Genomic DNA, 13,557 nt, shown 5'->3' on the forward strand with positions numbered 1-13,557 from the left:
TGCCGAAGAAAGCGTACAGCTCGACAAATATTTTTATCCTTGCTAATATACAAGCACATCGTGGGTTTAACGCTACTTCCAGCACGATGAAAAACAATAACTGGTAAAACGCACAACTCCTTTTTCTCTGTAAAGTTAAAGCGACTGTGCTGAATCATTTTGGCATAAACAGAGTAACAGGAGCGCCTCATATGACTATTTCTAGTCAATCGACAACGACAACGACACTGCAATCTATCATTCTAAAACGCATCGAGCAAAAAACGCTATCCCATCATGAAATACTGACGCTAATGGGGTATCATAATCATCCTAAAACGACAGACAAAGCCCTTAAGCGCCTGCAAACAGTTTTGTCCAGTCCTGCGTTGGGGCTGACTAATAAAACCTACGATTTTAAGTATGCTGCCTCGGAATTTGTTGAAAAGTTATGTAGTGTTTTGGGTATTGATAAAACGGTATACCAACCCCTTTTAGCAGAGTTAGAGCGCAATGCCAGTCATTCATTAAATGCCATTACACCGATTGTTTATGCTGATATTGCCTTTAATGAAGACTTTAGACCGTCATTCAATTCATATATGGCGGTGGACAGATTTAAACGCATCTCATTAGATGATGAAGTCAGGCTATTACCGCGTCAAAAGCAGCTAGACATCATTAATGAGCGCATCACTGCACACTATAAGGCGATGCAGGGTAAAATTCCATTTGCTGGGGTGATTAAAGGATATAAAGTAGTATTCAATAATGGCCGCGACGATGAAGCACGACTTTATATTGCACATCACCAGCTATAAAAGACGCGTTATAAAAGTACATTTATACAAGACTATTGATAATTAAGATATAAGGCATATTGCAATGCAAGAAACACAGAACCCTATGGAACAAGCGCAAAGCGCGGTAGAACACAGACCGGTATTCATGCCTAGAGTCAATAGTGACAATTTGGTCAAGACGGACATGGTGCGATTTGAGCGGCACGTGGGGTTTGCCAGTAGACAAAAGAAAAAATCCATCAATGATATGCATCAAGTCATTCGCAAAAAATATGGCTTTAGTCACGTCTTAGAGCTATCGAGTAAATCTGGCAATAAGTTGAGTTTTCCACTCAGTCCATTGAGCTTAAAGCTAACGAATGAGTATGATGGTCAAGCGTATAGTGTCGAAAATGCCTTTCAGAGCAGCATGATTTTTGAGGATGGTGGCCCCTATACTGACTTGCTGACAGTCCCGCCAAGACAAGCCAAAAAAGACGCGCGTTTAACAACCTCAGGTGAGCTGATTGGCTATAATTACTTTGGCATGGAGTGGAGTGTAGAGCCGTTGACTACATTTTATGACTGGCTGTATGTGAATGCTCTAAAGCAAAATACTCATCTGCATGAGGAAGTCATGCAATATCAAGCTTTTACGGATCGTGAGTTTAATCCTAAGAAATCTATCCATTGTGCGGCTTATGCGCTAGCGATGTTTGTCGCGCTCAATAAACGTGGGTTACTCGATAATGTTGAAGATCCAACGGTGTTTTTTAACTTATATCATGAGTTTAAAGTGAGTAACACCGAGCACCTTTTGGAAGAGGGTTGGGTCTGAATGATTTATAAAGCAAAATCCTTATACATCGTCAATGAGCTTTAAATCACGTAGAAATTATATAGAAATCACGTAGAAAGATTTCTACTGTTTATCAAGCATAGCCCACCAAAAACCAGATTATAAAAAAAGCACCACGCCATTAAGGTTCGGTGCTTTTTTGAGCTCAGTTTTTTATTTCTAGTCTAGCGCAGACATTTACAGTAGCTCTTTACGCAGCTGAGCAGGAGACTTAGGTGATAATAAACTAGGTGCGACGTCGAGTACGGTTTTCGCACCAGTTTCGCCTGCTAAGTTCATTTTATAGGCGGCGCGGGCATAGGCTACGAGTACGCTAGAGGTAAATTCAGGGTTACTGCCAAGCTTTAATGAAAACTCCAATACTTGATTGTTCTGCTCATCATCCATGCCACTCACGCCACTGCGAATCACGAAACCGCCGTGGGGCATCTTTTGGTGTTCACGCTCAAACGTTGGTTGGTCGATAAAGTGCACCTTGGTATCGTAGTCGGCAAAGTAGTCCGGCATGGTGACGATGGTGTTGCGTACGGTATCGGCATCTGCGCCATCTGCTAGCACGATATAGCATTCGCGGGTATGTTTATCGCGGGTGCTCAGCGTTGGCTGCTCGCCATTTCGTACCCGTGCCATGGCAGGTTCTGACGGAATGGTATATTGCACGCCTGACTTCACACCATCTACGCGGCGTACCGCATCTGAATGACCCTGACTTAAGCCCTTGCCCCAAAAGGTATAGGTTTCGCCAACCGGTAAAATGGCTTCGCCGTATAAGCGGTTGATGGAAAACAAACCGGGATCCCAACCGACGGACAACATGGCGACTTTGTTAGCTTTCTTGGCCGGTGTATCAAGTGCTGCAAAGTACTCAGGAATCTTAGCGTGAGTATCAAAACTATCGACAATATTAAATAAACCAGCCAACGCTGGGCCTTGCTCAGGCAAATCAGACTTAGAGCCGCCACATAAGATCAGCACATCTATCTCGTCTTTATATTGGGCAATATCGTCCATGGCGTACACGGGCACGCTGTCGTCAATCAGGGTGACGGAGGCAGGGTCTCGGCGGCTGAATACACAGACTAACTGCATGTCTGGGCTTTGTTTGATGGCGGCTTGCGCGCCGCGGCCGAGGTTGCCGTAACCGGCGATGGCGACTCTAATTATTGGGGTCATTATGATTAGCCTTACGTTGGTGTAGCGGACAGTCACTTACTGCCGGTGTAATAAGTATCAAGTAGCACATGCTATCTAATTAGTACTTGTTGTGCAATAAGGGTTTGCAGTAAGCTCAACGGTAATAAATTGATGGTTTACACAAATGGTATCTATTTTAGAGGATTACTATAACAAGTGATAGGGTGCTGTCATACTAAATTTGAACTGCGTTTTAGATGCTCACAAAGATGCATGGCGTAGGATGGGGCGAAATTTTCTAGTGAAATTAAATCAGAATCTCTCCAAACTGACATCGATTAACGTTTATTACTATAACTTAAGCGAAGCAATGGTCACGGCTATGAGACTACTTGTACCTTTAAACAATGAGCAATAAACAATGAGCAATAGGTTTTTGCCCATCTCTCCTGAAACGTGAACTGGATTTACTATATAATGTCAGCCATCTCGTTGTTGATAATCCATTCAGTTGAGGTCTTTTTCTTAGCAAGAAAGACTTTCTATTAGGTAAAAACGGTGCTTTATGTTTAACGCTTCTTCGACTCGCTTAAATAAATACATTAGCGAAAGCGGTATTTGCTCCAGGCGCGACGCTGATCGCTTTATTGAACAAGGTAATGTGTACGTCAATGGCAAGCGTGCTCAAGTAGGCGCACAAGTAGTTGCTGGAGATGTAGTAAAAGTTAACGGCCAGCTTATTGAGCCACGGGAAGCAGATGATTTCGTTTTTATTGCGTTGAATAAACCAGTAGGCATTGTGAGCACCACGGAAAGCTCTGAGAAAAACAATATCGTTGATTTTGTGAGACATAGCGTACGTATTTTCCCGATTGGGCGTTTGGATAAAGATTCCCAAGGTTTAATCTTTTTAACGAGCAATGGCGATTTGGTTAATAAGGTGTTACGTGCGGGTAATAACCATGAGAAAGATTATGTGGTGACGGTAAATAAGCCGATAACGGATAGTTTTATTGAAGGCTTAGCAGGTGGCGTGCCTATTTTGGGCAGGATGACGAAAAAATGCCCAGTTACTAAGGTGTCGCCTACCGTATTTAACATCACACTAGTGCAAGGTTTAAACCGTCAAATTCGCCGTATGTGTGAGCATTTTGGCTATGAAGTCGTGAAGCTTGAGCGCACACGTATTATGAATGTGAGTCTTAAGGGTCTTCCCGTTGGAGACTGGCGAGATTTAACCCCAAAAGAGATGGCTGTTTTACTGAAATCTATAGAAGACTCTTCTTCAGAAGACAGTACTGCTGCCAAGAAATCTCGTAAGGCGCCACGAAAAAAACCTCGTACGGATACTTCGTCAAAGTCAAAAGAATCTTCAAAACCAACGGGCGCAGCAAAGGGAAATGCTAAACATCCCAAAGATGGTGCTAGAAAACCAGCGGGTTCTAAAGGTAAAGACAGGCGTCCTTTTGGTGATAGCAAGAAGCCTGGTGGCAAAGGCAAACCTGCTGCAAATGGCAAGCGCCCTGCAAAAGGTCGAGGTTCTTCGCGGTCCTCAAAACGATAGATTGATAGGTAGTGGCAGCGCCACTCAAAAGGCACTAATTCTCATCCAAAGAGTAGCACCTGTGTGGATAATGACTTTTGATGCAGTAGCGCATAAAAGTGAGGTCAGTAACCAAGGTAAGTAGTGATATAATGTGCTGATAATCGATATTTTATGAAGGGTTTACATTATGGCTCGTACCGCTAGCGCATTACACATTTTAGTAAAAGACAAAGAACTGGCTGACGACATTATTGCCAAACTCAAAAAAGGTGCCCAGTTTGATGTGTTGGCTAAGAAACACTCAACCTGCCCATCAGCTAAAAAAGGTGGCAGCTTAGGTGAGTTTAAACAAGGTCAAATGGTACCAGCATTTGATAAAGTCTGCTTCAACGGCGAACTCTTTACCCCGCATTTAGTGAAAACCAAGTTTGGCTGGCATGTGGTTAAAGTGCTTTACAGGACGTAAGCGTTAGAGCCTGTAATGGCATAGAAGCTTTGAGCTGTTTTTAAGACGGTGTACACAATAAAGCCAGACAACTTAAGCTGTCTGGCTTTTTTTACGGTTAATACTTATCTGTTTGCCAAAAATCATGCTCACATTATCACTATCTCCAACAATAACACCGCTCAGCGATAGAAATTTTTATAAAAACCATAAAAAAACTGCGTAGCCTTTATCTTTAAAGACGACGCAGTTCTATAGTTTTTAAATATCAGTATTTGAGCATCTATTGATGCCTGATAACACTTGATGACAACGGTCAAGCGTCAATGTGATTAAGCATTACTTTTCAAATACGCTAACATAGTGTCTGCATCTGATACTTCAAACGGGTCAGTCGGGCAGTTGTCGTCAAAACCAGCTTCTTTAAATACTTTTTTGATGGCTTTATTGTCGACATACATTGAATAACGCCATGAGCGCATACCAAAGCCAAGATTACTCTTATCAACAAGCATGCCCATTTTACGAGTGAACTCACCATTACCATCAGGAAGCAAGAAAACGTTTTCACGGTTTTGCTTTAGGCCCCATTGGTACATGACGAAAGCATCATTGACAGAAATACAAACGATTTCATCTACGCCTAACGCCTTAAACTCATTGTAAAGCTCTTCATAGCGCGGTAGATGGCTGGTCGAACACGTTGGCGTAAAGGCACCTGGTAATGAGAACACAACCACTTTTTTATTGGCAAATAACTCATTTGTGGTTAAGTCTTGCCATTTAAATGGGTTGTCTCCTCCGATAGATTCATCACGAACACGGGTTTTGAAAGTCACATCAGGTACATGGGTAATCATTATTTACTCCGATTTAGGTTATTGTCTTTTTGCTTTGTAAAATACTTCACTTATATGATAATAGTTATAGCAGTTCATAAGCAAATCTTTAAGCTTATATTCACTATATAAGCTATCAGAATAAATAGAAAGAGAAGCCTAATCCAAAAATAGACTGTGTGAGAATTTAAGTTTGTTATCGCTTAATCATAATATTAAACCACTTTTCATCTCTATCTGCTCTTTGGTCATTGGTAAGCCAAATTTTATCTTTGAACTCATGGTTGGTTTTTTGCTTGATAGTTTCCCAGCGTTTTTCATTCATATCGCAAAAAAAGCGGTTGTCTTTCACGTGCTCATTATCGCTATATTTAAAGGATGCGTAAAAAACTCCATCATCAGTTAGCATGTGTAGCAACCCATCTATTAATTCAGGCAGCTCCTTATAAGGTACATGGAGTAATGAGGCGCATGCCCAAATAGCGGTAAATTGACGTTGCCAGTTTTTTTGGATAATATCTTGAAAAGTAGCGCAGTGCCACTCAATCGTATCTTGATAGTCCATGCGCTTTTGAGCAGCCGCTTTTGCAAGGTCAAGTAATGCCGAGCTACTATCAATAGCAGTAACATTAAAGCCTAAGTTGGCAAAATGCATACTGTCACGACCTGAACCGCAGCCTAAGTCTAGTATATTTTGATTGCTTATTGGTCTGACAGGTAGATTATCTATAAAGGGTTGATATAGCAGACTCATATTCACATCGATGGTTTGCTCGATGAATGAGTGTGCATTACTATTATAAAAGGCTAGGGTGTTTGATTGGTTTATCATAGGTTATATATCGCTGTTTATTATCAGAAAAGACTACAGCCTTGTTGCTTAGGTTGCCAAACATGAATCAAACGTTCTTTTGAGAAGTTAAAGGACTTTTGCAAAAACTGTTGACGCATCTTTTGATTCTTACCCGTTTGATTGATTAAAGTCTCACGTAAGGGGTGGTGACTGCCAATCAAATATTCGTTGCGTATATGCAGTCTTGTTAATAATTCAATATTAGGTACTTGAGCAGATTTACCGTCTATACCACGGTTGCAATCAGAGCAAGCAAGCACTAGATTCCAAACGCCATCGACATTAACCGGACGACAGCAACCAGCGGTTGCTACTTGGGGTTTTAAAGTGTGTGGAAAGAAGTGGTCAACGTCTGCTAGCATCGGGTCATTAGGAGCAATACTGATTTCTTTAAAACAGTAAAAGCAGCGGCTTTTTTGATAACCGTTTAGGGCACCTCTTGAGCTGGTGATATCGATACGGCGATGTTTAGTATCTTGAGTAAATAGCTGCTTGGTATCTTGGTCAAATTCAACCGCAATTAAACCTTTACCAATATTGAGCTCCCAAGCTTTTTCCACCAAATTCCAACGTGATTCTGTCTCAAAATTCAAATTTTCAGCCGAGTGATCAAACACATAGAATAATTTAAATAAGTTATCTGTTAAACGTATACCTTTATTATGTTTACGCTCATCAATAAAAAACTCTTCATCAATCACATCATAAAACCGTTCTTGCACCGCTTTAGTATTGACCACATGAAATGCGTCCAAAACGTATTTAAATCCTTCTTTATTCGTGATATCAATGAGTTCGTCTTCGCTAATCTGATGATGGTTGAATTGAATGCAAGCATTGATAAACTTACCACTACCAAAAGTGCTTTGTTTAGGACTGTGTTTTAGATGTTCACACAGATGCATGGCGTAGGGCAGTGCCAAATCTTCTAATGAAATTAAATCAGAATCTCTTTCTAAGCTAACGTTGATCAGAGCTTTGGCAAGTGCGAATTTATAAGAAGCTGTATTTCTACCAAACAAAATAATCGCTCGCCAGTAGTTTTCTAGCGTGGCTTCAACGTCTATAAAGTTCATGAATGGCTCAATCTGTCGTTAATTAGAATGGACTGTACTGATAGTCGACTCTAATAGTACTATAACCTTAACGGTTGAAACGAGCTTTTGATTTAAGAAGTGGGGCACGGTTTGGGCACCGCACCGAAAATGAGCTTTTTGATTGAGTAGCTAAACTTAACTGGATTAGAAAAGATATTCCGAAATATCTTCTACAAGCCTTGAAAATTGGACAAAAAAAAGCCTCACCGCTCATATAAAGAGTAGTGAGGCTTTTTAAGTATTTGGAGCGGGAAAAGAGATTCGAACTCTCGACCCCAACCTTGGCAAGGTTATGCTCTACCACTGAGCTATTCCCGCTAATTATCAATTAACTATCGTCAGTTGATGAAGGCGTATTATACGCAGTTTTTCGAAGGTGTCAATACCTATCACGAAAAAAAGTAAAAGTTAGCACATTAGCTATGTCATCCGCCCCTCATCGTATGTTATAACAGATAGTTATATTCTACATTCCAAAAGCTTTGCATTGAATAAATAAGCTGGGATGCGGTTTATAGTGAACAACCATCATATACACCATTATCAATACTTATAATGATAAGTCATAAGGATAAAAAATGAGTCAACAATATACAATCGCTGATTACTTATTTGATCGTATCGCTGAAGCGGGTGCGACAGAAATATTTGGCGTGCCCGGTGATTTTAATTTAACGTTTTTGGATAACGTGATTGCTTCTGATAAATTGCGCTGGGTTGGCAACACCAATGAGCTAAATGCTGGTTATGCTGCTGATGGCTACGCACGCGAGCGTGGCTTTGCCGCTATGGTGACGACCTTTGGCGTGGGCGAGCTGTCGGCGATTAATGCCACGGCAGGCTCTTTTGCCGAGTATGCACCGGTACTGCATGTGGTCGGTGCTCCAAGCACGGCGTTACAAGATTCAAAACGCCGGATTCACCACACATTGGGTGATGGCGTATTTAATCATTTTATCAAAATGGTTGAACCCGTCACCGTCGCGCGCGCGCATATCACGCCTGATAACGCGGCCTCTGAGATTGATCGCGTCATTCGCTTGATTCTTAAAAAGCATCGCCCCGGCTATTTATTATTATCACCAGATGTGGCAAAAACACCGATTTATCCACCAACGACCAAGCTTGATGACAGCCAAGAAGATATTACTAGCCAAGCAGCATTGGCAGATTTTAAACAAGCATTGATAGATTTTTTACCTAATAAAACCACCACTTTGATGGCAGATTTGATGGTACATCGTTTGGGGTTACAAAATCAGCTAAAAGCCTTAATCGCTGATACCGACATTCCTTATACGACGTTATCATGGGGTAAAACCCTGCTTGATGAAAACAGCGAGCGTTGGGCGGGTACTTATGCAGGCGTGGCATCACGTCCTGTGGTTAAAGACGCAGTAGAAAATTGCGAATGCTTAATTAAAATCGGCGTGCAATATACCGATACTACTACTGCAGGTTTTAGCCAAGATATTGATGAAAAAGTCGTGGTCGATTTGCATTATGAGCGTGCGTCTATCAGCGGTCGAAATTTTGCACCGATTGCGTTAAAAGATGCTCTGCAAACCCTGCATGAAGTCATGACCTCGGGTATTGAGATTGTACCTAAGCAATTTTGCAAAGAGATGCAGCCCCATAAACAAAATGGCAAAGATGATGAGCCGATTCGCCAAGATGACTTATGGCATATCATTGCTGATGCACTTGATGATAAAAACCTTGTGTTTTCTGACCAAGGCACGGCGTATTTTGGTATCAGTGATGTGCGTCTGCCAGAAGGGGTCACGTCTTATGGGCAACCAATGTGGGGCTCAATTGGTTATACCTTGCCAGCGAGCTTGGGTGGTGCTATTGCCTCACCGCATAAACGTAGTATCTTACTGATTGGTGACGGCTCGGCTTTATTAACCATTCAAGAATTAGCGGTAATGATTAAAGAGCGCATCAATCCAGTCATTGTTCTGATTAACAATGACGGCTATACCGTTGAGCGGGCGATACATGGTGAAAACCAGCGCTACAATGACATTCCTAAGTGCGACTGGCAAATGATGCCAAAAGCCTTTGGTGCGACGGAAGAAAATAGCTTAATTATGAAAGTGGAAACCGCTGGCGAATTAAAAGCGGCGTTGAAAAAAGCGGCTGCCACCAAAGATAAGCTGGTGATGTTAGAAGTGATAGCAGATAAGCATGACATTCCACCATTATTGGCTGATATCAGCGCCGCCCTTAAACCTAAATAGCCTAAGTAATATGAAGGGTTTTAAATTAAAATAGATTAATACTTATTAATATTTTTATTCATTAAAACCATACATTAAAAAAGCTTATAAACAAATCCCTATTTGGCGTCATGCTAAATAGGGATTTGTTTATATTGTAGCATGGCAATTTTTATAACATTAATGATGTGTGTGGCTAAGGTTTTATGGCGCTAATGATTTATTATCGACCATTTTGCGTGGAGTATTCATTATCATGCTAAATTATGCGATTAACACGTGATAGGAGATAGGCCATCATGATTTGGCTAAAAATGCTTATTGGCGCTTTGATGGTATTACTGATTCAACTTTTTGCGCAGACGCGCTTCTTTTATTTGGCAGCCTTGGCACCGCTGTTTCCCACCTTTACCTTGATTAGCCATTTTATTGTTGGCACTGAGCGTAATCCTGCTGACTTAAAGGTGGCGTTGATTTTTAGTATGCTGGGTGTCATTCCGCATCTTATTTATACCTTGGTGGTGTTTTTTAGCATCAGTTATGTCAGTTTATATAAGGCGCTTTTATTGGGCGTGGTCGCTTGGACAGTGGCAGCGGCTATCTTAGTGATTGCATGGCAATATATTCAAGCTTAGTGGTGGTTGAAAAACGGCAATATTTTCTACTATTTGAACAATAGAGTAAAAGTGGCTTTTTATAAACTGATGTTTTAGAAGCTGATAAAGCAAATGAAACGATTAATAAATGATTTTAAGACGATTGCTATGAATATAGGTTCTCTAGCTTTGGTCAACGATGTTATTCTAAAGGACGGTTTTATTATTTTGTCTACAATATCAAACACGATGCTATCCGCCGCAAAATAAGGTCAATATCAATATAAAGGTTAGTACTTAGATCAATACTATCGCAATCATTCCACTCGTTATCACTGATAAAATAGGGCTTAAAAAAAGATGGATACCTTAAATATCCTGTATCTCGTAGGAGCAGTTTTAATTTTTGCCAGTATCATGGCAAGCACGTTATCGGCGCGTTTGGGCGTTCCTCTTTTGCTATTGTTTTTAGTCGTTGGGATGCTGGCGGGTGAAGAAGGCCTGTTAGGTATTGAGTTTTCTCAATACGGTCTTGCGAACTTTGTCGGGCAAGCGGCGTTGGCCTGTATTTTGTTAGATGGTGGACTGCGCACCTCTTTTAAATCTTTCCGAGTCGGGCTAAGACCAGCCATCACGCTTGCCACGTGGGGCGTACTGGCGACGGTCATGATACTGGGTGTGTTTGTCACGTGGCTACTCGATGTCGATTGGCGCTTCGGGTTATTGATGGCGGCTATTGTCGGTTCAACCGATGCGGCAGCGGTATTCTCATTGCTGCGTAATGGCGGGGTTAAGCTTAACGACCGCGTCCAAGCGACGTTGGAGCTAGAATCCGGTGCCAACGACCCGTTAGCTATTTTATTAGTGACAGGGTTGATTGCTTTAAATGTTGACCCTGCCGGACAGACAGTATTTGGCTTTTTAGGCTTGCTGTTACAACAGCTTAGCTTTGGCCTTGGTATGGGTTTGCTGTTTGGCTATTTATTGTCAAGGTTATTGCCCAAGGTACATCTGGCAGAAGGCATGTATGCCATCTTAATACTATCGGCTGGCTTGGCGGTGTTTGCAGCAACCAATTTAATCGGCGGTAGCGGGTTTTTAGCCGTTTATCTCACTGGGGTGCTGATAGGCAACCATAAAGTACGCTCAACCGAGCATGTCATGCGGGTGATGGATAGCTTTGCTTGGTTATCACAAGCGGTCTTGTTTGTGGTGCTGGGTCTACTGGTCACACCATCAAACGTGCTCAATGTTTGGTATTACTCGGTCGCCATTGCCGCCTTTATGATTTTGATTGCTCGTCCTATCGCCGTTTATAGCAGCGTCAAGCCTTTTAAATTTAAAGACAGAGAAATTGGTTTTATTTCTTGGGTTGGCTTGCGCGGTGCAGTGCCTATTACCCTTGCTATTTTACCGGTGATGGCGGGTATTGATGGCGCCTTTATGTTGTTTGATATTGCCTTTGGCGTGGTGGTTTTATCTTTAATTTTGCAAGGTACGACCATTCCCTTTATGGCCGATTTATTTAAAGTACGTATCCCCAATAATAAAGACCCCGAAGAAAAGCATGAGGTTTGGGTATCGGACAAAGCAAGCATTACGTTATATCAGTTCCAAGTAAAGTCAGGGGCGTTTGCAATCGGTCGCCATCCGATGGGCATCTCTAACCGCGTCAACCCTGATGAGATTAGTGTGTTTGCCTTGGTACGCGGGCAGCAGATTGTCATTGTCGATGAAAATACCAAGCTCAAATTTGGTGATAGCGTCTGGTATGCCATGCGCGGTAATCATGCCAGTCAGATAGCTAAGATTTTTAATGATACAACCTTAGACCGTAAAGCCATCGATGACTTTTATGGTGATTGGCTACTATCACCAAGTGTCAAACTGGGCGATTTGCCATTTTTTACCGGTGTTATGACCTCTGAATCTTTGGTCGATAAGTTAAAATCCAAACCAGAAGACCACGAAAAAAGCATGTGGGAGCAAACGGTTGCTGAATACGTCAAAGACAGCTTGGATATGGCGCCGGTATCGGGTGACACGGTGGCGATTAATGATGAATGGTCACTGGTTATCAAAGAAGTCGATGATAAGGGTAAGCTTAGAACCATAGGCTTAAAACGCGAAGAGCTACCCAAGGCGGGGTAGCTGTTTGCCATTGTTATTTATCGCTATTGTCTATACAAGGCTCGTGATTCTATAAAAGCCCAGTCATTTGCTGTAAAAAATCAGCGACGTGCTTATGTAGGTTTTCTCGATAAGCCCAATGATGCTTGACCTCGTAACTTGCCTCATTGGGCAACAGTATTTTCATCATCCCCATCTCTTCATAACGCTTTGCCAAGTCATTGGGCAAGTAGCCGACATGATGACCCGCCAAAATCAACTGCGCGGTCGCCTCCATATGGTAAGTGGTGGCGCTTAACGTTTTTGGGCGGACATGATTGATACTCAAATCGGTAATATAACCTCGTTTTATCCAAGGATAATTTTGTTCCAAATCCTCAAAGGTCAAACCTTCTGCCTCATAAAATAGCCGATGCTCGCGTCCGCAGCAGACGACCTGTTTTTCGATAAATGCGGGCTGAAAAGTCAATAGGGGTGGGAAGCTGCCAAAATAGCCCACGCCAATATCACTTTCATTGCTAAGTAACTTGTCGAGCATACTCTCAGGGCTTTGCACATCGATAGAAAAATGTATCAATGGATTATTACGATAGCTCGCAGCCAAGCACTGACGTAACGCATCATAAAAAACCGTCGGCATTTGATCGATAAGACATAATCGAATATGACCGCCGCGTACCGAATCTAATTGCCGAATATAATGCAGTTGATGTTGAAAGCTTGCCACCGCTTCGGTAAAACTTAAGCAAGCCTCGTAAACTGCTGCACCGTCCTCGGTGAGCTTAAAGCCCGCGCGCCCACGATGACAAAGTGTCATACCCAAACGATCTTCTAAATGGGTTAAATGACCGCTGATGACAGATGGCGTGACATTTAAGCGTGACTGCGCGGCGGTCACACCTTGACACTCCACGATGGCCATAAAGCTACGTAATGTTTTGATATCAATTTTTATTAATTCATCTAGCATCGAAAGTCATGTCCCCGTATCTATTGTCTTAACCGATTTTTTTATAAAACTTCTATAAATAACGAATAAATCAAAGTTACTACGAAAAATCAGAAGTTTACTTCT

The 13,557-nt window shown here is 41.9% G+C and carries 12 protein-coding genes and 1 tRNA gene; 7 read left to right on the top strand and 6 right to left on the bottom strand.

The features are described from left to right. The first annotated feature begins 191 nt into the window (after nucleotides 1-191). Both JMX50_RS07015 and JMX50_RS07020 read left to right on the top strand, forming a co-directional pair. Nucleotides 192-800, top strand: coding sequence for a hypothetical protein (locus JMX50_RS07015; protein WP_201628998.1), 609 nt, complete (start codon nucleotides 192-194; stop codon nucleotides 798-800). Between the two features lie 85 nt (nucleotides 801-885). After that, nucleotides 886-1,599 carry a DUF6977 family protein gene (locus JMX50_RS07020; RefSeq protein WP_201629131.1) on the top strand — a complete coding sequence of 238 codons (714 nt, stop codon included), beginning with the start codon at nucleotides 886-888 and terminating at the stop codon, nucleotides 1,597-1,599. Nucleotides 1,600-1,797: 198 nt separating this feature from the next. On the opposite strand, the gene JMX50_RS07025 is transcribed toward JMX50_RS07020, so the two are convergent. Continuing rightward, nucleotides 1,798-2,793 (bottom strand): diaminopimelate dehydrogenase, encoded by a 996-nt coding sequence (locus JMX50_RS07025; protein WP_201628999.1) that lies wholly within the window; start codon nucleotides 2,791-2,793, stop codon nucleotides 1,798-1,800. A 526-nt stretch (nucleotides 2,794-3,319) separates the two neighbouring features. Here JMX50_RS07025 and rluF point away from each other — a divergent pair. Both rluF and ppiC read left to right on the top strand, forming a co-directional pair. Beyond that, nucleotides 3,320-4,318 (top strand): 23S rRNA pseudouridine(2604) synthase RluF, encoded by a 999-nt coding sequence (rluF, locus tag JMX50_RS07030; RefSeq protein ID WP_201629000.1) that lies wholly within the window; start codon nucleotides 3,320-3,322, stop codon nucleotides 4,316-4,318. A gap of 169 nt (nucleotides 4,319-4,487) precedes the next feature. Next, nucleotides 4,488-4,766: a peptidylprolyl isomerase PpiC gene (ppiC, locus tag JMX50_RS07035; protein ID WP_201565312.1), complete on the top strand. Its 279-nt coding sequence runs from the start codon at nucleotides 4,488-4,490 to the stop codon at nucleotides 4,764-4,766. Between the two features lie 311 nt (nucleotides 4,767-5,077). Here ppiC and JMX50_RS07040 read toward each other — a convergent pair whose 3' ends face one another. The 4 genes from JMX50_RS07040 to JMX50_RS07055 form a co-directional block, all read right to left on the bottom strand. Beyond that, nucleotides 5,078-5,605: a peroxiredoxin gene (locus tag JMX50_RS07040; protein WP_201629001.1), complete on the bottom strand. Its 528-nt coding sequence runs from the start codon at nucleotides 5,603-5,605 to the stop codon at nucleotides 5,078-5,080. 175 nt (nucleotides 5,606-5,780) lie between these two features. Then, nucleotides 5,781-6,416 (bottom strand): class I SAM-dependent methyltransferase, encoded by a 636-nt coding sequence (locus JMX50_RS07045; RefSeq protein ID WP_201629002.1) that lies wholly within the window; start codon nucleotides 6,414-6,416, stop codon nucleotides 5,781-5,783. A gap of 23 nt (nucleotides 6,417-6,439) precedes the next feature. Then, a complete protein-coding gene (locus tag JMX50_RS07050) occupies nucleotides 6,440-7,513 on the bottom strand; it encodes an HNH endonuclease domain-containing protein (protein ID WP_201629003.1) in 1,074 nt (357 codons plus the stop codon). A 264-nt stretch (nucleotides 7,514-7,777) separates the two neighbouring features. Further along, nucleotides 7,778-7,852, bottom strand: a tRNA-Gly gene (locus JMX50_RS07055). A 260-nt stretch (nucleotides 7,853-8,112) separates the two neighbouring features. On the opposite strand from JMX50_RS07055, the gene JMX50_RS07060 reads away from it, so the two are divergent. The 3 genes from JMX50_RS07060 to JMX50_RS07070 all read left to right on the top strand — a co-directional run bounded on the left by JMX50_RS07060 (nucleotide 8,113) and on the right by JMX50_RS07070 (nucleotide 12,503). Then, a complete protein-coding gene (locus JMX50_RS07060) occupies nucleotides 8,113-9,777 on the top strand; it encodes an alpha-keto acid decarboxylase family protein (protein ID WP_201629004.1) in 1,665 nt (554 codons plus the stop codon). A gap of 278 nt (nucleotides 9,778-10,055) precedes the next feature. Next, complete coding sequence (locus JMX50_RS07065; RefSeq protein WP_201629005.1) at nucleotides 10,056-10,391, top strand: GlpM family protein; 336 nt, start codon at nucleotides 10,056-10,058, stop codon at nucleotides 10,389-10,391. Nucleotides 10,392-10,712: 321 nt separating this feature from the next. Further along, nucleotides 10,713-12,503: a potassium/proton antiporter gene (locus JMX50_RS07070; RefSeq protein WP_201565298.1), complete on the top strand. Its 1,791-nt coding sequence runs from the start codon at nucleotides 10,713-10,715 to the stop codon at nucleotides 12,501-12,503. A 49-nt stretch (nucleotides 12,504-12,552) separates the two neighbouring features. On the opposite strand, the gene JMX50_RS07075 is transcribed toward JMX50_RS07070, so the two are convergent. Next, nucleotides 12,553-13,452: a LysR family transcriptional regulator gene (locus tag JMX50_RS07075; RefSeq protein WP_201629006.1), complete on the bottom strand. Its 900-nt coding sequence runs from the start codon at nucleotides 13,450-13,452 to the stop codon at nucleotides 12,553-12,555. Nucleotides 13,453-13,557 lie beyond the last annotated feature (105 nt).

This window comes from Psychrobacter maritimus, from assembly GCF_904846345.1.
Lineage (GTDB): Bacteria > Pseudomonadota > Gammaproteobacteria > Pseudomonadales > Moraxellaceae > Psychrobacter > Psychrobacter maritimus.